This window comes from Nonomuraea sp. NPDC049725, assembly GCF_040674795.1.
Taxonomy (GTDB): Bacteria; Actinomycetota; Actinomycetes; order Streptosporangiales; family Streptosporangiaceae; genus Nonomuraea; species Nonomuraea ceibae.
This window is the reverse complement of sequence record NZ_JBFANJ010000004.1, coordinates 481,317-502,709: the sequence shown is the minus strand read 5'-3', so window position 1 is coordinate 502,709 and position 21,393 is coordinate 481,317. Positions and strand designations below refer to the sequence as shown.

At 73.2% G+C, this 21,393-nt stretch carries 15 protein-coding genes; 8 read left to right on the top strand and 7 right to left on the bottom strand.

Annotated elements, in window-relative coordinates; translation table 11 throughout:
- Positions 1 to 9: 9 nt before the first annotated feature.
- Positions 10 to 393 carry a hypothetical protein gene (locus AB0J53_RS13495; RefSeq protein ID WP_364171766.1) on the top strand — a complete coding sequence of 128 codons (384 nt, stop codon included), beginning with the start codon at positions 10 to 12 and terminating at the stop codon, positions 391 to 393.
- Complete coding sequence (locus tag AB0J53_RS13490; RefSeq protein WP_364171764.1) at positions 386 to 1,957, top strand: multicopper oxidase domain-containing protein; 1,572 nt, start codon at positions 386 to 388, stop codon at positions 1,955 to 1,957. The genes AB0J53_RS13495 and AB0J53_RS13490 overlap by 8 nt, the downstream gene beginning before the upstream one ends.
- Here the strand turns inward: AB0J53_RS13490 and AB0J53_RS13485 are convergent.
- Positions 1,954 to 2,295 carry a YciI family protein gene (locus AB0J53_RS13485; RefSeq protein WP_364171762.1) on the bottom strand — a complete coding sequence of 114 codons (342 nt, stop codon included), beginning with the start codon at positions 2,293 to 2,295 and terminating at the stop codon, positions 1,954 to 1,956. The genes AB0J53_RS13490 and AB0J53_RS13485 overlap by 4 nt on opposite strands.
- A 79-nt stretch (positions 2,296 to 2,374) precedes the next feature.
- Complete coding sequence (locus tag AB0J53_RS13480; RefSeq protein WP_364171760.1) at positions 2,375 to 3,151, bottom strand: helix-turn-helix domain-containing protein; 777 nt, start codon at positions 3,149 to 3,151, stop codon at positions 2,375 to 2,377.
- Between the two features lie 10 nt (positions 3,152 to 3,161).
- Between AB0J53_RS13480 and AB0J53_RS13475 the strand changes: the two genes are divergently transcribed.
- Together AB0J53_RS13475 and AB0J53_RS13470 are read left to right on the top strand one after the other, a co-directional pair.
- A complete protein-coding gene (locus tag AB0J53_RS13475) occupies positions 3,162 to 4,397 on the top strand; it encodes an FG-GAP-like repeat-containing protein (protein WP_364171758.1) in 1,236 nt (411 codons plus the stop codon).
- Positions 4,398 to 4,479: 82 nt separating this feature from the next.
- Complete coding sequence (locus AB0J53_RS13470) at positions 4,480 to 7,269, top strand: hypothetical protein (protein ID WP_364171756.1); 2,790 nt, start codon at positions 4,480 to 4,482, stop codon at positions 7,267 to 7,269.
- A 260-nt stretch (positions 7,270 to 7,529) separates the two neighbouring features.
- Here AB0J53_RS13470 and AB0J53_RS13465 read toward each other — a convergent pair whose 3' ends face one another.
- Positions 7,530 to 8,000 (bottom strand): DoxX family protein, encoded by a 471-nt coding sequence (locus AB0J53_RS13465; RefSeq protein WP_219510345.1) that lies wholly within the window; start codon positions 7,998 to 8,000, stop codon positions 7,530 to 7,532.
- A gap of 286 nt (positions 8,001 to 8,286) precedes the next feature.
- On the opposite strand from AB0J53_RS13465, the gene AB0J53_RS13460 reads away from it, so the two are divergent.
- A complete protein-coding gene (locus AB0J53_RS13460) occupies positions 8,287 to 9,279 on the top strand; it encodes an aldo/keto reductase (protein WP_364171754.1) in 993 nt (330 codons plus the stop codon).
- Positions 9,280 to 9,290: 11 nt separating this feature from the next.
- Here the strand turns inward: AB0J53_RS13460 and AB0J53_RS13455 are convergent, their stop codons facing one another.
- The 4 genes from AB0J53_RS13455 to ngcE all read right to left on the bottom strand — a co-directional run bounded on the left by AB0J53_RS13455 (position 9,291) and on the right by ngcE (position 17,885).
- A complete protein-coding gene (locus AB0J53_RS13455; protein ID WP_364171752.1) occupies positions 9,291 to 14,528 on the bottom strand; it encodes an amino acid adenylation domain-containing protein in 5,238 nt (1,745 codons plus the stop codon).
- A 192-nt stretch (positions 14,529 to 14,720) separates the two neighbouring features.
- Entirely contained in the window at positions 14,721 to 15,581 is an 861-nt protein-coding gene (locus tag AB0J53_RS13450) for a carbohydrate ABC transporter permease (protein ID WP_219510343.1), read from the bottom strand.
- On the bottom strand, positions 15,581 to 16,468 hold the full coding sequence (locus tag AB0J53_RS13445; RefSeq protein WP_308126015.1) for a sugar ABC transporter permease: 888 nt from the start codon (positions 16,466 to 16,468) through the stop codon (positions 15,581 to 15,583). The genes AB0J53_RS13450 and AB0J53_RS13445 overlap by 1 nt, the downstream gene beginning before the upstream one ends.
- 25 nt (positions 16,469 to 16,493) lie before the next feature.
- On the bottom strand, positions 16,494 to 17,885 hold the full coding sequence (gene ngcE / locus AB0J53_RS13440; protein WP_357583478.1) for an N-acetylglucosamine/diacetylchitobiose ABC transporter substrate-binding protein: 1,392 nt from the start codon (positions 17,883 to 17,885) through the stop codon (positions 16,494 to 16,496).
- Positions 17,886 to 17,952: 67 nt separating this feature from the next.
- Here ngcE and AB0J53_RS13435 point away from each other — a divergent pair, with 67 nt between their 5' ends.
- The 3 genes from AB0J53_RS13435 to AB0J53_RS13425 are packed head-to-tail and all read left to right on the top strand — an operon-like array spanning position 17,953 to position 21,385.
- Positions 17,953 to 18,972, top strand: a complete 1,020-nt coding sequence (locus AB0J53_RS13435; protein WP_364171749.1) for a hypothetical protein — start codon at positions 17,953 to 17,955, stop codon at positions 18,970 to 18,972.
- Positions 18,969 to 19,895: a BadF/BadG/BcrA/BcrD ATPase family protein gene (locus AB0J53_RS13430; protein WP_364171747.1), complete on the top strand. Its 927-nt coding sequence runs from the start codon at positions 18,969 to 18,971 to the stop codon at positions 19,893 to 19,895. The genes AB0J53_RS13435 and AB0J53_RS13430 overlap by 4 nt, the downstream gene beginning before the upstream one ends.
- Positions 19,892 to 21,385: a glycoside hydrolase family 3 N-terminal domain-containing protein gene (locus AB0J53_RS13425; protein WP_364171745.1), complete on the top strand. Its 1,494-nt coding sequence runs from the start codon at positions 19,892 to 19,894 to the stop codon at positions 21,383 to 21,385. Before AB0J53_RS13430 ends, AB0J53_RS13425 begins: the two co-directional genes overlap by 4 nt.
- The last annotated feature ends 8 nt before the right edge of the window (positions 21,386 to 21,393 follow it).

Sequence of the window (21,393 nt, the reverse complement as noted above, 5' to 3'; positions counted from 1 at the left end):
GGATCCGTCATGACGACGCCGACGGCATGGGCCCTGCGGGCCGTCGTCAGCGCGCACCTGGTGGCGATCGCCGCCCAGCCGGTCTTCGCCGGGGTCTATCTGACCGGCGACTACGGGAGCCTGCGCTGGCACGCGGTGGGCGCCGACGTGACCACCTCCATCGGCTACGTGCAGCTGGTGGTGGCCGTCGTGGCGTGGGTGCGGATGCGGCAAGTCTGGCCGTTCCTGGCCACGCTGGGGGTGGTCGCGGCCGAGACCGTGCAGTACTTCGCCGGGATGGAGAGCGCGCTGTGGCTGCACGTCCCGCTCGGGGTGACGACCGTCGCGGGAGTCGTCGTGCAGTTCATCGCCACCTGGCGGCCTCTCGGACGGCGGGAGGTCCGTGATGTCTGAGCGGCAAGGGGTGACCAGGCGGCGGCTGTTCGGCATCGGCGGGACGCTCGGGCTGGTGGCCGCCGCCGGGCTGTCGACGTCAGCCGCGCTGGCCCGCCGCCCGGCCGTCACCGGCGCCGAGCTGCGCAGCGCCGTGCCGCTGCCGCCGCCGTTCCGGGTGCCGCTGCCGCTGCCCGCCGTGCTCAAGCCGGTCAGCACCGCGGGCGGCGTCGACCGCTACGCGATCACCCAGCGCGAGGTGACCGCGGAGATCCTGCCCGGCGTCAGGACGCCGCTGTGGACGTACGAAGGCGTCTTCCCCGGGCCCACGATCGAGTCGCGGCGCGGCAGGCCGGTCACCGTCACGCACCGCAACGACCTGCCCGTGCCCACCGTCGTGCACCTGCACGGCGGCCGGACCCCGGCGGACTCCGACGGCTACCCGACCGACCTCGTCCTGCCCCGGGAATGGGACCACGGCGGGCACGTCATGCACGACCCGCGCGCGGTGGTGTCGGAGCTGACCAGGGAATACACGTTCCCGCTCGACCAGCGGCCCACCCTGCTCTGGTACCACGACCACCGGATGGACTTCACCGCCCCGGCGATCTGGCGCGGCCTGGCCGGGCTGCACATCGTGCGCGACGACGCCGAGGACGCGCTCGGCCTGCCCGCCGGGCCGCGCGAGCTGCCGCTCATGATCGCGGACCGGGCGTTCGCCGCCGACGGCGGCCTCGACTACCCCTCGCTCGACCCCACGCTGCGCGGACGGCCGGGCGTGCGCGAGGAGTACCTGGCCGGCGTGCTCGGCGACGTGATCCTGGTCAACGGCGCGCCCTGGCCCGTGCACGAGGCCGACGCCGCCCGCTACAGGCTGCGCCTGCTGAACGCCTCCAACGCCCGCCACTACGAGCTCGAAGCGGTCACCGGCGACGGGCGCCGCCTCGACCTCGTCCAGATCGGCGCCGACCAGGGGCTTCTCGCGGCGCCGGTCACCCACCGGGTCCTGCCGATGGCCCCCGCCGAACGCTACGACGTGGTCGTCGACTTCTCCGGCGTCCCCGTCGGCGGCCTGGTCCGGCTGGTGAACCGGCTCGGCTCGGGCCGGACGCGCGACGTGATGGCCTTCCGCGTCGCGCGCAGGGCCGCCGACGACAGCCGCGTCCCGCGTACGCTCTCCACCGACCTGCCCCGATGGCGGCGGTCGGACGCGGTCCGGGTGCGGGACCTCTCGTTCCGTGCCGGGAGGACGCACGGCCGTCACGGCTGGCTGATCGGCGGGCTGCCGTTCGACCCCGCCCGCACGGACGTCACCGCCCGCCTCGGCGACGTCGAGATCTGGCGGCTCGTGGCGGACGTCCACCACCCCGTCCACCTGCACCTGGTCGGCTTCCAGGTGCTCTCGCGCCGGGGCCGGCCGCCGCTCCCCCACGACGCCGGGCTCAAGGACACCGTCGCCCTGCGGCCGGGCGAAGGGGTGGAGATCATCACCCGCTTCGACGGCTACCGGGGGCGCTACCTGTTCCACTGCCACAACGCCGAGCACGAGGACATGGCCATGATGGCCAACCTGGAGATCGTCTAGCCCTCGTACTCGACGACCGGGCGCACGTCGACGCCGCCGTAGCGGGCGGTGGGCACCTTGGCCGCCCAGGCGGTGGCGGCGTCGGCGTCCGGCACGTTCACCACGCACATGCCGGCGACGACCGGGCCGGACGAGACGGCCACCCCGTCGGCCACGACCGTCGCGCCGTCACGCACGCTGACCGTCCTGGCGGTGCCGACGTCGTAGAAGCCGGTCGCGTACACGAAGACCCCCGCGTCGCGCATCTCCTTGTCGAAGGCCAGCCAGTCCGCGAGCTCCCCCTCTGTGGGACCGGTCACGGCCGGGTCGTACTGGTAGACCAGGGCGAACTGAGGCATAGGACGTGCTCCTGTCGTCAGAAGGGTCGTGCGTGCCGCCCGGTCGCGGCGGCACGCGGGAACGCTACGGGAGCGCGGCTCACCCTCTCTTGTACAGAAGCGACAGGGGCTCGTCCGGGTCGGGGCGGCGCAGCTCAGTCGCCGTGCGGCCGACGAACCGGGTGAGCGAGCGGGCCAGGTGCGGCTGGTCGTAGTAGCCCAGCCGGTGCACCACGTCCAGCGGGGCCAGCCCCTCGCCGAGCAGCACGGCCGCCTGCCGGGCGCGTTCTATCTGCCGGATCGCGCCCCGCGTCAGCCCGGTCGCCGCGACCACCCGGCGCTGCACCGAGCGCGGGCTCAGGCCCCGGGCGTCGTCGCCCGCGAGCACGTCGGCCACCAGCGGGTCGCGCACCAGGACGCCGGCCCGTACGAGCCGGTCCACGAAGTCCTCGGCCGTGCCGAAGCGCGGCAGCTCCCACTCCTCGCCGCGCAGCACCAGCGTGCGCGCGGTCACGTGCCGGGCCGGCACGGCGGCGTCAACCAGCCTCGGGACCGGCAGGTGCGGCATCGCGGCGCCGTGGGCGAAGATGATCCCGAACAGCGCCGCCTCCCCGCCGACCTCGACCGTGCTCGGCCCCGTCTCCGGCCCGCGCACCACGACGCGCGTGCGGCCCCGGTCCGCCCAGACGACCAGCTCCCAATTCGTGTACGCGACCGACCGCATCCGCGTGGCCGTGGAGACGCCCTCGCTGCGGTAGACGCGCTCGACGTACGGCGAGTCCGATGGCCGGTCCTCGGTCTCGAAAGCCCTCCCACCTCCCGCGCCAGTGTCACACGGGCCCTGCGCCGAGTGGCCGTAGGTGGGATGGATCCGCAATCATCGGGATATGTCACGGCGGCTCGTGCTCGCATTCACGGCACTCCTCATCACGCTCACCGCGTGCGATCCCGGCGTGGGCGCGGCCCCGGCCACCACCACCGGCGCCGCCTCCCCCGCGGACCGTTGCGCCAAGGCGAGCGCGCGGGACTTCGACGGCGACGGACACGACGACGTCGCCGTGGGCAACCGCATGCTCACCGGCGGGCAGGTGTCGATCCTCAGCGCGGGCAAGCTCGTCCACCTGCGCATCCCCGACCTGGCCGCCGACGCCATCGGGTCCTCGGTGGCCCTCGCCCGCGTCAACGCCGACGGGTGCGCCGACGTCGTCGTCGGAGCCCCGTACACGAAGGTCGACGGCGGGCACAGCGCGGGCGCCGTCTACGTCCTGTACGGCGGGAACGCCGCGCCGTACCGGAAGATCGTCTCGCCGAACCCGCAGCCGGGCGCGCGGTTCGGCGCCGCCGTGGCCGCCCACGGCGGGACCATCGCCATCGGGGCGCCGGAGGAGAACGACAGCGGCGTCCAGCAGGCGGGCGCCGTCTACGTGACCGACGGCGACACCACGCCGCCCCGGCGCATCACCCAGGAGACCGACGGCGTCCCCGGCAACAGCGAGCCGCACGACGGCTTCGGCGCCACCGTGGCCGTCGGCCCGCTCCCCGACGGCCGCACCGGGCTGCTCGTCGGCTCCCCACGCGAACGCGACGACGGCACCGGCAGGCAGCTCGCCAACGGCATCGGCCCCTACGACGGCGCCGTGACCATGATCGCGGACGTGCGGGCCGGGCGGCTCGAAGCCGTCAAGCACGACGGCGGCAGCGAGTGCGAGCTCGGCGACGCCGTCGCCTACGTGCCCGGCGGCACGTTCGCCGCCACGGAGGGGCAGTGCGGCAACGTGCTCGTCCTCGACCACGCCCGGATCCTCGACACCGTCGAGTGCGGAGCCTGCGGGTCCTCCAGCACCGGCTCCGCGCTCGCCGCCGCACCCGATGGGCGGGTGGCCGTGGCCTGGGGCGACTCGGCCCAGGTGCTGTCGATGCGGGAGGGCGTGCCCGGCACCGTCGTCCCCACGCTGCCCGGCGGCAACCTGCCGGTGGCCTTCTACGGGACCAAGCTGGTGTTCGGGATGCCCCAGGAGGCGCCACCCCTGGGCGTGACCGTCTTCGACCCGGCGACCGGCCGGAGCGAACAGGTCATGAGCGCGATCCGCGACGTGGAAGGCGTCGGCGAAGCCCTCGGCTGACCCCCCGGATGTCGGCCCCTGGTTGTCGGTGGGGGTCGGTAGCGTTCGGGCGTTGCTTGCCGTGGCCGGGTGGAGGTGGGGCGTGGGTCCGTGGGAGGAGATCCGGCGACGGATCGAGAACGGGGACGGCGGGGACGGGCTGGTGGCGTTCCTGGTAGGGCTCGGGGCGGCCGACCGTAAGGCGGTGGCCGCGGAGCTGCCTGGCTACCTGGCCGGGCGGGTGCGCGACGAGTCACGCTGGGGGGTCGCCGGCGCCGCGCCCGCCCTGCGCATGGCGGGGGCGGCCTGCCTGGGCGGGGCCGCCCAGGTCGCCGCCTGGCTAGACCGGCGCGAGCTGCGTACGGTGCCGTCGCCCAAGGCCGACGCCGAGCGGATCTCGCGGCTGGTCCGCGACCGGCCGGAGCCGTGGCGGCGCGACCTGGCCCGACGGCTGGCCGCCGGGCTCCGTCCGGGCGGTCGCGGGCTCGCGGGGCGGGTGGACGGCGAGCCCGGCTGGGACCTGGCCGCCACGCTGGTGATCGAGACGGGGATCGAGCCGCCCGACAACGACGCGTTCGTGGCGGGCTGGGTGTGGCACCTGCACCACAGGCTGTGGACGGGCGCGGGCGCCGACCTGGTGCGCGACCATCCGCTGCTGGACTTCATGGTGCCCCGGCTGTTCCAGGCCGAGGGCGTCGCCCGGCCGCTGGCGCACGACCGGGCGTGGAACTCGGCGTACCAGCACCCCACGGTGATCGGGGCGCTGGCCGGGCTGGCGGGCGAAGGGCGGCTGGACCGGAAGGCGCTGATCGGCGGGTGCGCGTCGAAGTTCCTCAACGGTGGTGACGCCCGGGAGGTCGAGCCGTTCGTGACCTTGTGGGAGGAGCTGCGGCCGGAGGTGGCGGAGCTTCCCGTGGTGGACCTGGTGCGGGTGCTGCCGTTCGCCGCCTCGCCGCTGGTGCGGCTGGCCGCCGCCGAGCTGCGCCGCGCCGACGAGGCGGGCGGGCTGGGCGACGAGCTGTTCGCCGAGGCGGTCGGCGCGCTGGCGTTCCGGCAGGAGCGGAAGTACGTCACGACGGCGCTCCAGTGGATAGCGCAGTCCGCCCCCACCCGCCCAGCGACCCCACGCCCGAAGGCCCCGTCCGACCGCGTCAGCGGCCCGCCCGACGAGGGCACGTCCGGTCGCGTTGATGGTGCAGGCGGCCAGGGAGCGTCCAACCGCGTTGACGGGGCGGTTGTGGCGTTGGGGCTGGTTTTCGGGGTGGAGGTGCCGTCGTTGCGGGATCGGGCGGTGCGGTTGGCGGTCAAGCTGGCGCCGCACGCGAGCCGGGCGGCCCGTGAGGCGGTGCGGGAGGCGGCGGCGGTCCTGCCGCCGGAGGCCCTGGCCCGGATCGCCGCCGCCTACGGGGAGGTCGTGCCGGCGCCGGTCGAGGCCCCGGTCACCACGCCGTTGACCGCGCCCGCGCTGCCGGGCATGCCAAAACCGATCGGCTCGGCGGCGGAGCTGGCCGCCGCGCTGTCCTCCATGAGCTGGCCGCACGACCCCATCCGCTACGAGCTGATGCTCGCCGCGCTGGTCGAGCACGTCCACCGTGACCGCGAGGGCACTGCCGAGGCGCTGCGGCCGTGGCGGAACGAGCGGTGGGGCAGCTTCGAGCACGGCTACCCGTTATGGGCTGACCCGAGCACCTGCTACCACCCTTACTCGCTGCTGTCCCTGTGCGCGCTCGCGGTGGTGTCGCCGTCGGACAGCGCCGTGCTCTCCCGCCAGATCAGCGACTACCTGGCGCGGAATCCGCCCTATCAGACCGTGCTCGACTGGTTCATCCGTGACCGCTACCGGGAGGTCGCGGCCCTGTTCGAGGCGGGTGGGAGCGTCCCGTTGCTGCTGGCCACCCCGACCGCGCGCACGGGGCGCCTCGACGCCGCAACGCTCGTCGACCGGCTCGAACTCCTGGGTGACCGTGAGCCGCTGCCTCTCGACTTCTGCCAGGCGCTGATCCGCCTGCCCCGGGCCGTCGACCCGGTGGCGCTCGGCCGGGCGGAGAGGCTGACGTCGGCGGCGGGGCGGAGGCTGGCGGCGTGGCTGCGGGCGGGCGGGGCGGCCGATCCGGTCATCGCGTACGGCCCGGCGAGCGTGATGCGGAACCTCGGCGGCTACCAGAACTACGCCCCCGTCACCGAGCTGCACGCCCGCCTGACGCCGGCGCCGGGCCTGCCGGAGCGGATCCGCGAGCTGTTCACGCTGGAGCCCAGGGAATACTTCGCCGGCCATTCGGACCGGATGGCGTGGTGGCCCTCGGTGCTGCCGTCCCATCGGGAAGCGCTGGCCGCGCACGTGCTGGAGTGTTTCGCCGTGGACCTGCGCCACCGTGACGCCCAGGTGGACGTGCTGCCCGCGCTGGCGTACGGGGACGGCCCGGTGGGGCGGGCCACGGCCGCCGCGATCGTGCTGGGCATGGGGCACAAGCAGCCTGCCGTACGGGTGCACGCGATCGACGCGGCGAAGATCCTCGCCCTGCGTGGGGAGCTGTCAGCCGGGGATCTCGGCTGGGCGCTGGCCACGCTTGTGGCGCTGGACTCCGTGACGCTCAAGCGGGTCGCGCCCGCGCTGGAGGAGCTCGCGCTGTCTGGGGCGCACGGCGAGACGTGGGCGATGCTGGCGTCCGCGCTGCCCGCCCTGCTGCCGGGGGCCGGTGAGCCTGCCCGTCCGGGGCTTGCCGACCTGCTCGCGGTCGCGGTCAAGGCCGCCGCCCTGGCCGGGGCACGCACCGGCCCACAGGCCGGAGCGCGGGTCGGCATTCCCGGGCTGGCCGAGCTGGCGGCCCGCAAGGGCGCCGCCCGCCCGGTGGCCGAGGCCCGCGCCCTCCTCCAGACGATCGCCCCGGCATGACCCGCTGGGGCGGCCGCTCCAGCCCGCGAGCCGCCCCGGCCCGGCCGACCCGGCCCGGGCGCGCCGGCTCGGCGCGGCCGACCCGGGCCGACCGACCCGGCCCACGCGCGCCAGCTCGGCGCGGCCGACCCGGGCCGACCGACCCGGAACGTCCGACACGGCCCGGCCGACCAGGCCCGACCTGGTGTGAGGCGTGGGCCCCGGGGGTGGGCATGGAGATGCCTCCCGGGGCAGGGCCGGGAGGCGGGGGGCTGGGCTGGTCATGCACGGGCGGGGACCAGGCGGGCGCCGAGTGCGCGGGCGCCGATCACCATGGCGGCCGCCGCGAGCACGATGTCCTTGAAGATGTACTGTGCCTCGAGCGTGGGGGCCCCGGGGAACAGGTTCGTGAAGAACAGCGCGTACGGGGCGAAGAAGCCGGCCAGCGCGCCGGCCATCACCACGAGCCCGGTCTTCAGGAACTTGCCGGTGACCAGCGTGAGCCCGATGAAGACCTCCATGGCGGCGATGACGAACTGCGCCGCGTAGCCGGACAGCATGCCGAACGACAGCTTCTCCAGCGTGGCCACGGACAAGGCCTCCGCCGGGCTGACCCCTGGGAAGAACTTGAGCGTGCCGAAGGCCACGAACACCAGGCCGAGGCTGACCCGCAGGATGTCGATGCTGTGCCGGGACAGCCAGCCGGCCAGCCCGGTGATCATGGTCTGGGTGGGGGTGACGGTGGTGTTCATCTCGCGCTCCCTGTCGGTGTCGTTCCGCGTTGGATCCAGAGTCGCGAAATCCAGGTCCGGTGACGTCGGCCCACGGGAGGCAGTCGTCCTACACCGTCGCACGTACGCGGGGACCGGCGCGTACCGCCGTGGGCCTCGGGGATCGCCCCTAGGGACGGACGAGCGCCACGTCAGGGCGCACGGGCCCGTACGACGGCGGGCGTAACGGGCGGTGGTTGACCTCGAGCCGGCTCTAGCGGCGATACTCCGGCTCTGCCCTCCGATGAACGTCCGGGAGAGGATTCTCATGAAGTACCGCGTGATCGGCAGTGATCCGGGGACCCGTCGCCGGGTCAGCGTGCTGAGTCTGGGCACGATGTTGTTCGGCACGGCGGTGGACGAGGCGACCTCGTACGCCGTGCTCGACCGGTTCGTCGAGGCCGGCGGCAACTTCCTCGACACCGCCAACAACTACGCGTACTGGGTCAACGGCACGCAGGGCGGTGAGAGCGAGGCGCTGCTCGGCCGGTGGCGGCGCAGCCGGGGGGTGACGGACGAGGTCGTCGTCGCGACGAAGCTCGGCGGCCGGCCCAACGCGCCGGCGACGAGTCTCAGCCATGACCTGGAGGGCCTGTCGGCCCGGGTGATCCGGGAGTCCTCGGAGCGCAGCCGGGAGCGGCTGGGCATGGACAGGCTGGATCTGCTGTACGCGCACGCGTATCTGGAGAGCTGGCGGGTGCCGCTGGAGGAGACGGTGGAGGCGTTCGCGGCGCTGGTGGCGGAGGGCGCCGTGGGGCTGCTCGGGGCGAGCAACCACTGGTCGTGGCGGCTGGAGCGGGCCCGGGGGCTGGCGGCGTCGGCGGGGCTGCCCGGCTACGAGGTGCTGCAGTATCAGCACTCCTATCTGCGCCCGCGTCTGGACGTGCCGACGCCGCGTTCGGTGGACGGCAATCTCGGCGCGGTGGGCGGCGACCTGCTCAGCTATCTGCGGGCCGAGCCGGCACTCACGCTGGTGGCGTACTCGCCGCTGCTGGGCGGCGCGTACGTGCGTGACGACAAGCCGCTGGGCGACGCGTACGACCATCCGGGCACGCCGCGGCGGATGGCGGCGCTGCGGGAGGTGGCGCGTGAGACGGGGGCGAGCGTCAACCAGGTGGTGCTCGCCTGGCTCATGGGCGGCGACGTTCCGGTGATCCCGCTGGTCGGGGCCTCTTCGGTCGAGCAGTTGGAGGAGAGCCTGGGCGCGGTGGACCTGGAGCTGACGGCCGGGCAGCGGGCGGTCCTCGACGCCGCCCGCTGAGCCGGTCGCCGCTATTCGCTCTGCTTGAGGCGGGCGACGCCGATCAGGTCGTCGGGGGTCGCGTCGGGGACGTGGTCGTCGAAGCGGGACAGCACCCTGGCCCGGAGCGCGCCTGCCACCAGCAGCGCGATGAACAGCCCGAAGATCACGTAGATCAGCGCGATGCCGCGTCCCGGCCCGGTGCCGATCACGGCTCCGACGGTGCCGGCCAGCGCGCCGCCGGGGAGCATGAGCGGTTCGAGTGCCCGTTCGGCGAGCGGCGTCAGCACGCCGACGCCGAGCGGGATCGTGGACCAGGCCACCATCTGGTTGAGCGCGAACACCCTGCCGTGGTAGCGCTGGGGCACCTTGACCTGGATGATGGTCGCGTACACGCCGTTGACCAGCGCCAGCCCCAGCGACACGCCGAACGCGCCGATGCCGATGAGCACGAGCGACCGGGTCAGGCCGACGAGCACGCAGGACACCGCGATCACCAGCGTGAGCAGCAGCATGCCGATCATGCGCCGGCGGCGGGGGCCGCCCCACAGGCTCATCCACAGGCCGCCCGCCGCCGCGCCCGCGCCGCCGCACAGCGCGATCACGCCGACCTGCGACAGGCTGGAGAAGGAGAGCACGAGCGGCGAGTAGAGCATGAAGACCGGTGACAGCACGATGGCCAGCAGCGCGAAGAACGCGACCATCGCCCGGAAGTCCCGGTTGCCGATCGACAGCCGGAACCCGGCCTTGATCTCGGCGCCGACCGACTCCCTGCGCTGGTGGGCGAGCGTGGCGGGGAAGCGCACCACGGTCAGCACGATGGCGGCGACCAGGTAGCCGATGATGTCGGCGATGAGGATGCCGCCGAGCCCGATCACGGACATGAGCCCGACCGCGGCCAGCGGGGCGACGAACTGGGCGACGCCCGCCGTCATCTGCGCGACGCCGTTGGCATGCCCGAGGTAGCGCTTGGGCACGAGCTGCGGGATGGCCGACGAGTACGCGACCCGCTGGAAGGCCAGCGCCACCGACAGCATGGTGAGCAGGGGGTACAGGGTCCAGGTGTCGAGCCCGTCGGTGAACAGCAGGGCGGCCGCCGCGCCCTGGATGGCGAGGCCGGCGACGCTGCTCGCGAGCATCACCTTGCGCCTGCTGGTCCGGTCGACGATGGCGCCGACCAGCGGCGCGGCGAGCACGCCCGGGATGACGGCGAGCACGGTCATCAGCGCCATCTGCGCGAGCCGCCCGGTGTTCAGGTAGATCCAGATGGGGATGGCGAACTCGGTGATGGTCGCGCCGGTGATCGTCACCATCTGGCCGAGCGCCACGGCCAGGAAGCGTCCGACGCTGGGTTCGGGTCCGGCTGTGGTCTCCGGGGAGGCGGCCCGGGGGGTGGAGGTGGCCTCGACGCTCCAGCCGGGGCCGCTGTCGCCGGGGGTGAGCGGGTCGCGGGAGAGGATCGCGGCCAGCTCCTCCGCCCGATATTTCAGGAAATAGTGACCGGCTTCGCTGATCACCGCCAGCGTCGTGCGCCCGGTCATGAAGTGCCACTCGCGGTAGCGCTCCTCGTAGTACTCCGTCGTCGGGTCCTGCTCGCCCACGACCGACACGATCGGCGCCCGCAGCGGCGCGGCGTCGGCGTCCAGCAGTCCGGTGAAGTACTCCTCCGCCTGCCGCGCGTCGTGCCGCATGTTGCGCACGATGAACGCCCGCTGCTCCTCGTCGAGGTCGCCCAGGTCGGCGCCCATCGAGGTCAGCCAGGCGAGCTGGCCCCGGTCGCTGCGCCACCGGTCGCTGCCGGTGAGCTTCGCCCACAGGCCGAGCAGTCCGCGCGTCGGCCGGGCGAACGGGAAGATCCCGCCCAGATAGACGGTCTCGATCTCGCGGCCCGCCTCCTCCAGCAGCCGGGCGATCGCCACGGTCAGCGCGCCGCCGACCCCGCAGTGCCCGTACAGCGACAGCGGCCCGCCGACCTTCTCCATGATCTCGGCCGCGCACTCGGCGGCCACCTGCGCCAGCGGCCTGGGCTCCTCGGCGAGGCCGAGGTCGTGGCCCGGCACGGCCACCGAGTACAGCGCGGTGCCCTCCGGCAGGGCGTCGGCCAGCGGCTGGTAGACGACCGCGCTGCCTCCGCCGTACGGGACGCAGACGAGCGTGCGCGTGGCCGGGCCGGGCGGCGTGAGCAGGTAGAGCAGCCCGCGCCGGGCCGACGGCTCGCCCGCCACGGCGGCCAGCCGGCGCACGGTCGGATGCTGGAACAGGTCCATCACGCTGACCGGCGCGCACTCCTCGGGCAGGTCGCGGCGGAGCCTGGCGACGACGCGGGTGGCCAGCAGCGAGTGGCCGCCCAGGTCGAAGAAGTCGTCGAGCGCGCCGACCCGGGGCAGCCCGAGCACGTCGGCCACGGCCGCCGCGATCACCTCCTCCACCGGCCCCGACGGCGGCTCGTAGGCCACGCCCTGGTCGGGGCGCTCGGCCTCCGGCTCGGGCAGCGCGGCCCGGTCGACCTTGCCGTGCGACTTCAGCGGCAGCCGGTCCAGCCACACGTAGCGGGTCGGCACCATGTACTCGGGCAGCGCGACGCCCAGCGCCCGCCGCAGCTCGCCGACCGGCATCCGCTCGCCGTCGGCCACCAGGTACGCGACCAGCTCCAGCGCGCCGGGCTCGCCCCGGGCGTCGGCCACCGCGTGCGCGACGCCGGGCAGCTTGCGCAGCGCCTCGTCGATCTCGCCCAGCTCCACCCGGTAGCCGCGGATCTTCACCTGGAGGTCGCGGCGGCCCAGGAACTCCAGGTCGCCGCTCGGCAGCCAGCGGGCCAGGTCGCCGGTGCGGTAGAGGCGTTCGCCCCGGACGGTCACGAACTTCTCGGCCGTCAGGTCCGGCCTGCCGAGGTACTCGCGGGCCAGCCGGTCACCGCCGACGCACAGCTCGCCGGGCACGCCGATCGGCACCGGCCGCATCGCGGCGTCGAGCACGTGGACGCGGGCGTGCCCGAGCGGGCGGCCGATCGGCGTGACAGGGCCGCGGATCTCGTCGTCGGGCCTGACCGTGTAGGTGGTGACGCCCACGGTGGTCTCGGTCGGGCCGTAGTGGTTGACGATCTCGCACCGGCCCAGCGCCGCGAGCTCCCTGGTCTGCTGCCAGCTCGACCCCTCGCCACCGAAGATCATCGTACGGCGAGGCAGCAGCTCCTCCGGCGGCACCTCGGCGGCCAGCGCGCCGAAGTGGGACGGGGTCATCTTCAGGTAGTCCAGGCCGTGGCCGGCGAACTCGGCCCCGGAGATCCGCGACGGGTACAGCTCCAGCGTCCCGCCGGTCATGAGCGCCAGGTAGAAGACCGTGACGCCGAAGTCGAACGAGAGCGACTGCAGCAGCCCGAACCTGGCCCCGTCCACGACGCCGAAGCGTTCGCGCACGTCGGACAGGTAGTTGAGGACCTGCTGGTGCTGGACGGCCACGCCCTTCGGCCGCCCGGTGGACCCGGAGGTGTAGATCACGTACGCCAGGTCGTCCGGCCCGGCCGACGGCCCGACCGGCTCGCCGCTCTCCTGCGGGACGCCGAGCAGCGGCCCCGCGAAGCCGCCCACCGGGGTGTCGGCGACCAACGCCGCCGCGCCCGAGTCGGCCAGCAGGTACGCCAGCCGCTCGTCCGGCTGCTCGGGGTCGACGGGCACGTACGCGGCTCCGGCCTTGAGCACGCCGAGCACGGCCACGGCGAGCTCGGGCGACTGCTCCAGGCAGATCGCCACCCGGTCGCCGATGCCCACCCCGGCCTCGCGCAGCAGCGCGGCGAGCCGGTCGGCGCGGCCGTCGAGCTCGGCGTACGTGAGCGTGCGCCCGGCCTGGACGATGGCGGGGTGCGACGGGCGGGCGGCGGCGGTGGCGGCCACCATCTCGTGCAGCGTGCGCGCCCGGGGCGGCACCGGTTCGGCCCGGCTCCACGCGTCGAGGAGGGCGAGCTCCCCCGGCCCGGCGAGTTCGAGCTCCGACAGCCGCACCTCGGGGTCGTCGGCCACCTGGCGCAGCACGTTGGCGAAGTGGCCGGAGAAGCGCTCGGCGGTGGCGCGGTCGAACAGGTCGGTGCTGTAGACGAGGAAGAGCCGCAGCCCGTCGGCCCCGGGCGCCGCCTCCAGCGCCAGGTCGAACTTGGCCTGCGCGGTCCCCGGGTCGTAGGGCTCGGCCGTCACGCCGTCGAGCGCGAGCTGCCCGGCGGTCTCGGCGCCCATGACGAACTCGGCCTGGAACAGCGGCGTGCGGCTGAGGTCGCGGCGCAGGTCGAGGGCGTCGACGAGCCGGTCGAACGGCACGTCGGAGGCCATCAGCGACTCCATCGCCGTGGCGCGCACCCGGTGCATGAGCTCGCGGAACGTGGGGTCGCCGGACAGGTCGGTGCGCACCACCAGCGTGTTGAGGAAGAAGCCGATCAGCGGCTCCAGCTCCTCGCTGTCGCGGGTGGAGACCGGGGTTCCCACGCACACGTCCTGCTGGCCGCTGTAGCGGGAGAGCTGCGCCTGGAACGCCGCGAGCAACGTCATGAACAGCGTGCACCGCTCCCGCCTGGCCAGCAGGCCGATGCGGTCGCTGATCCCGGCGGGCAGGGTGGTGACGACGCGGTCGCCGGCGGTGGTCTTCACGAGCGGGCGCGGCCGGTCGGCGGGCAGTTCCAGCGCGGGCGCGTTCCTGAGCCGCTCGACCAGCGCCTGGGGCGGCGTGGCATCCCGTTCGCGCTGCTCGCGGGCGTGGTCGGCGTACTGCAGGGTCAGCGGGGCCGGGGCCGGCTCGCCGTTGTAGGCGCGGGTGAGCTCGCGCAGCAGGATGCCGAGCGACCAGCCGTCGGCGGCGATGTGGTGCAGCACGACGACGAACACGTGCTCGCCGGGGCCGAGCCGGATCAGGCCGGCCCGCAGCGGCTGGTCCTCCACCAGGTCGAACGGCCGTCCGGTCCACTCGGCCACCAGCCGGGCGGCGCGTTCCTCGCCGTAGGGGCCGGCCAGGTCGACCCAGGTCAGGGTGACGCGCGGGTGCGGGTCGACGACCGCGACCGGCCGGCCGTCCTCGTCGGCGTAGCGGGTGCGCAGCACCTCGTGCCGGGCGGCGACGGCGAGGAGCGCCTGTTCGAGCGCGTCGGCGTCGAGCGGGCCGCGCAGGCGCTCGGTGACGAACATGTTGTAGGAGGCGTTGCCGGGGTCGAGCTGGTTCAGGAACCAGAGCCGCTCCTGGCCGGACGACAGCACGCGGGTATGGCCCGCGACCACGTGATCGGTAGTCATTGGGCTGTCTGCCTCCAAGACATGGGATCTATAAGAGAGCGGATTCTAATAGGAAAGAATCTTTTCTATTTAGATGATCGCCAGTCTCGCACCTACCGCGCGGCATGCGCAAGGGTGATGCAGCAGAGAGGGTGGGGTCCCAGCTTGACTCTTACGGCAAATACATCGGACCCTTCGAGTCAAGATCGCTGCCTACTTGAGCGCCCCCGCGGTCATGCCGGCCTGGATGCGGCGCTGGAGGAGGACGTAGACGATCAGGATCGGCGCCATCGCGATCGTCAGGCCCGCGAACAGGCCCGAACGGTCACCGGCGTAGCCCTGCTCGACCGCGAGGTTGGCCAGCCCCTGCGACAGGACGAACTTGCTGTCGTCGCTGACCAGCACCAACGGGATCAGATACTGGTTCCACTGGCCGATGAAGTTGAAGATGCCGACGCTGATGAGCCCCGGCTTGGCCATCGGCAGCATCACCCGGAAGAACGTGGCCACCTCGCCGCACCCGTCGAGCTTGGCCGCCTCCGCGACCTCCTCGGGCAGCGTGCGGAAGAACGCCACCAGGAAGAACATCGAGAACGGCAGCGAGTACGCGGCGTACACGAGAATGAGGCCGGGCAGCGAGTTGCCGAGCCCGAGGTTCTGCACGACGAAGAACAGCGGGACGAGCGCCATGAAGACGGGGAACGTCATCCCGGCGATGAAGAAGTAGTAGAGCACGCCCTTGACGCGGAAGTCGAAGCGCGCGAACACGTAGGCGCCCATGGCCGACAGCAGCAGCGTCAGCACGACGCCGCCGCCGACGACGATCACGGTGTTGCCGAAGTACGTGCCGATGGAGGCGGTGTCCCAGGCACGGGCGAAGTTGTCCCAGCGCAGGGCCTCGGGGAGCGACCACGGGTCGGCGACGATCTCCGGGTCGCTCTTGAGCGAGCTGACGACGGCCCAGATCAGCGGCACGGTCGACACGACGGCCCACAGGACGAGGAACGCCTGGGCGACGGCGATCGTCGGGCCCGCGGATCTGCCTCGCGGCCTGCGCGCACCGGTGGCGGCCATCAGAATTCGATCCTCTCTCGGCGGGTCGCGCGGAGCGTGAAGGCGGACAGGGCCAGGGTGACGACGAAGAGCACGACGCCCATCGCCGAGGCGTAGCCGAACCGGCCGTAGGAGAACGCGTTCTGGTAGAGGTAGAACGAGCCCACCTGGGTGGAGTCGTTCGGCCCGCCGCCGGTCATGATCTGCACGATGGCGAACGCGTCCAGTGCGGCGATCCCCAGGTAGACGGCCGCTGTGCGGATGTTCTCCCAGATGAGCGGCACGGTGATGCGGAAGAAGACCTGGCTCCTGGAGGCGCCGTCGAGCACCGCGGCCTCCAGCAGCGACGCGGGGATCGCCTTGAGGCCGGCGGTGAACAGGACGACGTAGAAGCCGACGCCGTTCCAGACGAGGACGGCGAGCACCGCCCAGAAGGCCAATCTCTCGTCGCCGAGCCACGACGGCTGCACGTGCCCGAGCCCGATCGCGCGCAGCCCGCCGTTGAGCAGGCCGTTGATCGGGTTGTAGATGTTCATCCACAGCACGCCGATGATCGCGATCGACAGCACGTACGGGAAGAAGAACACGACCCGGTAGAACGTGGCGCCCCGGACGCCGCGGATCTCCCCGCTGCGGGGGCCGCCCGCGGCGTTCAGCATGAACGCCAGGAACAGCGCCAGCCCGATCGTGACGAGCGGCAGCGTGATCAGGAGGATCAGGTTGTTGCCGAGCGCCTTCCAGAAGACCGGGTCGCCGAAGAGCTCGGCGAAGTTGGCCAGGCCGATCACGTCGAACTCGGCCGACAGGCCCCGCCAGTCGGTGATGGCGATGTAGAACGCCTGCACGTACGGCGAGGCCACGAACACCGTGTAAAGGATGAGCGGCGCGGCGAGGAAGCCGACGATCACACGGCGCTGGTGCCGGTTTCGCATCTCAGTTCCGGGCCGCGTCGGTGAGGCGCTGCGCTTCCTTGGCGAGCTGGTCGGCCTTCACGTCGCCGTTCATGAACCGGCCCATCACCTTGGCGATGTCGTTCCACAGGCGGCTGTTACGGGTGTCGACGGTCAGGCCGAAGATGTTGTCGCCGGCCTCCTTGAGCGCGTCGTTGATGGAGACGAGGCCGTGCTTGGCGTCGGCGGGCAGCGTGGCGTTGCGGTTGGAGGAGAGCGCGCCGGCCTGGGCGATGAAGTTGGAGCCGCCCTCGTTCGAGAGCATCGCGCGCAGGAACTCCAGGCCGCCGGCGGAGTTGGCGGCGTCACGCGGCACGATGTACGGCTCGCCCGCCTTGGCGCACAGGGCGCCGAACGGCCGGTCGTCGGCGTCGGTGATCGACGGGACGCGGCAGATCGACATGTCGAAGCCGGCCGGGACGCTGTCGCCCATCTCCTTCTCCAGCCAGGAGCCGCCGGGGACGAATCCGGCCTTGCCCTGGAGGAACTGCATCTGGGCGTCGGTGTGGTTGAGGCCCGAGCTGCCCTTGAGCACCCAGCCGTTGGCGGGGATGGCCTCGAACGCCTTGAGCGCGGCGACGGCCCGCTCGTCGGTCCAGGCGTCCTTCTCGAAGTTGTTGATCTTGTCGATGACTTCCTTGCCCGCGACCTTGTAGATCATCGAGGCCAGCCACCAGAACATGTAGTACGGGAACTGGCCGGGGTAGGTCCAGGGGGCGATGCCGGCGGTGGCCATCTTGTCGCACAGCCCGAGGTAGTCGTCCCAGGTCTGCGGGTAGGTCCAGCCCTTCTCCTCGAACAGGGAGGCGCTGTACCAGGCGCCGTAGGCGCCGTAGGAGTAGTTGAGGACGACGAACTGGCCGTCGTGCGTGCCGACCTCGACCACGCCGGGGCGCAGGGTGTCGCGCACGGGCACGGCTGGATCGCTCCAAGAGGGCGCGTCCAGCAGCGGGGCCAGCGACAGCAGGGCCTTGTCGCCGACGAGCGCGCCGTAGTCGATGGCGTTGGAGCCGGAGTTGTTGACGACGTCCGGCGGGTTGCCGGCGACGAAGCGCGGCTGCAGCGTCTGCTGGATCTGCTGGGTGGAGGTCTGCTTGACCTCGGTCTTGGGGTGCTTCTTCTGGTAGAGCTCGACGGGCAGCTTGATGTAGGCCTGGCCGTAGCCGCCGTCGAAGAGCACGACCTCGACGGGCGTGCCGGCGGCCACCCCGAACGGATTGCCCGCGACGGCACGGCCCGTCGGGGACGCGGCGGGCGCCTGCTTTCCGCCGGACGTGGCACAGCCGGCGGCGAGCGCGCCGGCGACGGGGGACAGCGCCAGGAACGCCAGGACCGAACGGCGGGTCGGCTGGGGCTGCGACGGACGATCATGCATTCGGGTACACCTCCACAGGATACGTACTCCTTTGACGATCCTGAGTAAGGTAAGCTACCTTACTAACATGGCTACAGCAACAGTTTTCCCGTGGAACTCCTTTGACGAGGCCTTTCGCAGCCAGCCCGAGTCGTTGGCGGACCTCGCCGGGGCTCTGCCGGGGCAGCTTGACCGTCACGGCGGCGTCACCCGCCTCGTCGCCTTCGCGATCGGGGCCAGCCGCGCCGCCGCGCACGTGCTGGTCGCCGGGCTGACCGCGCGCGGCGTGGCGTGCGAGCTGCTGACTGGAGCCGATTTCACCGCCGACCAGGTGCGCCCGGAGACGACGTACCTGGGGGTCTCCCAGTCGGGACGCAGCGTCGAGATCGTGCGCGCGCTGTCACTGGCTCCCCAGGAGTCGCGGATGAGCGTCGTCAACCGGACGCCCTCGCCGGTGTCCGAGCTGGCCCCCCGGCACCTGTGGCTGGGCGGCGTCGCCGACTCCCGCGTGTCCACCGTCGGCTACACGGCCACCGCGCTCGCCCTGGCCATGCTGGCCGAGCACCTGACCGGCGGCGTCGACGAGCCGCGCTGGCGCTCGTTCGGCGAGCGGTTGACCACGGTGATCGACGGGCAGCGCGCGGCAGCCGGGCGCATCGCCGCCGACCTGGTGCGCGCCGGCCACCTCGACGTGGTCTCCTCCGGAGCGGGGCTGGCGGCGGCCGAGGGCGCCTCGCTGCTGTTCCGCGAAGGCGTCGCACTGCCTGCCTCCAGCTTCGACACCCGCTCCTACCTGCACGGATTCATGGACAGCGCCCGGCCGGGCACCGTCCACGTGATCGTCGACTGCGGCAGCGAGGCGCTGCTCGCCCGCCAGCTCGCCGACCACGGCGCCACCGTGCACCTCATCGGCGCCGAGCCGATCGCCTACGACGGCCCCGGCCCGCTGCACCAGATCCACCTGCCCGGGATGAGCGGCGCCGAGCTGTCCATCGCGGCCACCGTCATCTGCCAGATGGTCGTCCAGGAGGCCTGCGCGGCCACCGGCCGGCGCCCCGAGGACGCGGTGTTCACCCGCCTCGACACGAAGGTGGAGACGACCGCGTGAGCGTGGCCCCCCAGCCGCGCCCCGGCGTCGCGGGCCTCGACATCGGCGGCTCGTACCTGCGCGTCCACGTCGAGGACGCCGTCACCGGCGAGCACCTCGCCGGTCAGACCCTGCCCAACACCGACTGGAACGACCTGTCCACGGCCGGGCGCGCCGCGCTGATCCGCGCCGCCACCGGCCAGGTGGCGCCCCCGAGCCACCGGCTCGCCGCCGTCGGCGTCGGCGCCCGCGGCTGCGACTCCGAGGCGCTGACCAGGGAGCTGCACGCCGCCGTGGCCGCCGAGTTCGGCCCCGGCGTCACCGTACGGGTGTGCAACGACGCCCTGCTGGTCGGCCTGGCAGGCGGGTACGACCATGCCGTGTCGGTGATCGCGGGAACCGGGGCCGTCGTCGGCGGCCGGACCCCCGACGGCGTCACGATCCTCACCGACGGGTGGGGCTGGCTGCTCGGCGACCACGGGAGCGCGCCGCGCATCGTCATCGACGCCCTGCGGCTGTACGCCGAGAGCCTGGACCGCGGCGAGGGCGACCGGGTGTTCCGCACGTTCGTCGCGGGCGCGTTCGACGTGATCGAGGACCGCCGCCTCCCCGGAGCGCTGGAGGGCGTGCGCGAGGAACTGGGCGAACTCGCCGAGAGCGTCTTCGCCTGCGCGGAGGCCGGCTCCCCCAGCGCGCGGCGGGCCATCGTGGGCAACGCCCAGCGGCTCGCCGGCAACGTCGTGGCCGCGCTGCGCCTCGGGGTCCGCGCGGACGCCGTCGTCGGCGCGGGCGCGGTCATGGTCAAGCAGCCGTCGTTCCGGTCCGCGTTCGCCGAAGCGCTGGTCGAGCAGGGCGTCACGCTGCCGCTGTCGGTCCTCGGCACCGAGCCGGTCTTCGGGGCCGTCCGGCTCGCCCACCTGGCATATGAGGAGCAATTCGCATGACATCAGACCTGCGGCAACTCGCCCTCGGCACCGTGCTGCCCGCCTTCGAGGGCACCACCGCGCCGCCGTGGCTGCTCGACCGGCTGCGCGAGGGGATGGCGGGCGTCATCCTGTTCGGCCGCAACATCGTGTCGCCGCAGCAGGTGGCGGAGCTCGTGCGGCAGATCCGCGAGGCCCGGCCGGACGCCGTCGTGGGGATCGACGAGGAGGGCGGCGACGTCACCCGCATCCACCACGACGAGGGCAGCCCCTACCCCGGCAACCGGGTGCTGAGCGAGAACGGCGACCTGGACGCCACCCGGGCGGTGGGCCGGGGCATCGGCGCCGAGCTGCGCGACCTCGGCGTCAACTACAACCTGGCGCCGATCGGCGACTACGTGACCGACCCGCTCAGCCCGCTGACCACCCGCTCCTACGGCCGCAGCCCGCGTGACAACGCCGAGCACGCCGCCGCCTGGATCGAGGGCCTGCAGGAGGCGGGCGTGGCGGCGTGCGTCAAGCACTACCCGGGGCTCGGCGGCTCGCTGCTGGACTCGCACCTGTCGCTCGGCCGGGTGACCGCCGGGCGGGCCGAGTTCGACGACGAGCACCTGCGTACCTTCGTCAGCGCGGCCGCCTCCGGCGTGGCGAGCATGATGACCGCGCACGTGGTGGTCGACTGCCTCGACCCCTCGGCGCCCACGACGCTCAGCCCCGCCGTGATCAGCCGCCTGCTGCGGGACGAGATCGGCTACGACGGCGTCGTCATCTCCGACGCGCTGGAGATGCACGGCGTGCTGAACCACGCCTCGTCGCTGCCCGCCGCCGCCGTGGGCGCGCTGCGCGCCGGCGTCGACGTGCTGTGCCTCGGGGCCGAGCAGTACGAGGAGGCGACCACCGCCGTCGTCGACGCGATCGTCGCCGCCGTGCGGTCCGGCGAGCTGTCCGCCGAGCGGCTGGAGGAGGCCAACCGGCGGGTCGCCGCGATGGCCCGCGCATACCCCGGCACGGTCGGCGTGCCCGGGGCCGCCAACACCGCCGCCGAGCGCGCGGCCGGGCTGGCCGCGGCCTGGGGGGCGACCACCGTCGAGGGCGACGCGTCGATCGCGGGCGGCCCGGGCGGCACCGGCGGCACGGGTGGCACTGTGCACGTCGTCACGTTCGACGACCGGACCTCCATCGCGGCCGGGCCCGTCCCGTGGGGTATCGGGCCGGAGCTGCGCGCGGCCGGCGTCGCGTTCGCCGACCACGTCCTGACCCCGCCGATCAGCGACCTGCCCGACCTGCCGGGCCTCGGGCCGTCCGACGTCGTCGTGGCCGTCGTACGGGACCTGCCCCGCCATCCCGCCAGCGCCGAGGTCTTCGCCCGGCTGGACGCGCCGCGCCTGGTCGTCGTCGACATGGGCTACCCGGGGACGGACTACCCGCGCGCCACCGGCGTGGTACGGACCTTCGGCGCCTCCCGGGCGAGTTCCGCCGCCGCCGTACGCGCCCTGACAAGACAGGCGTGACTCCGATT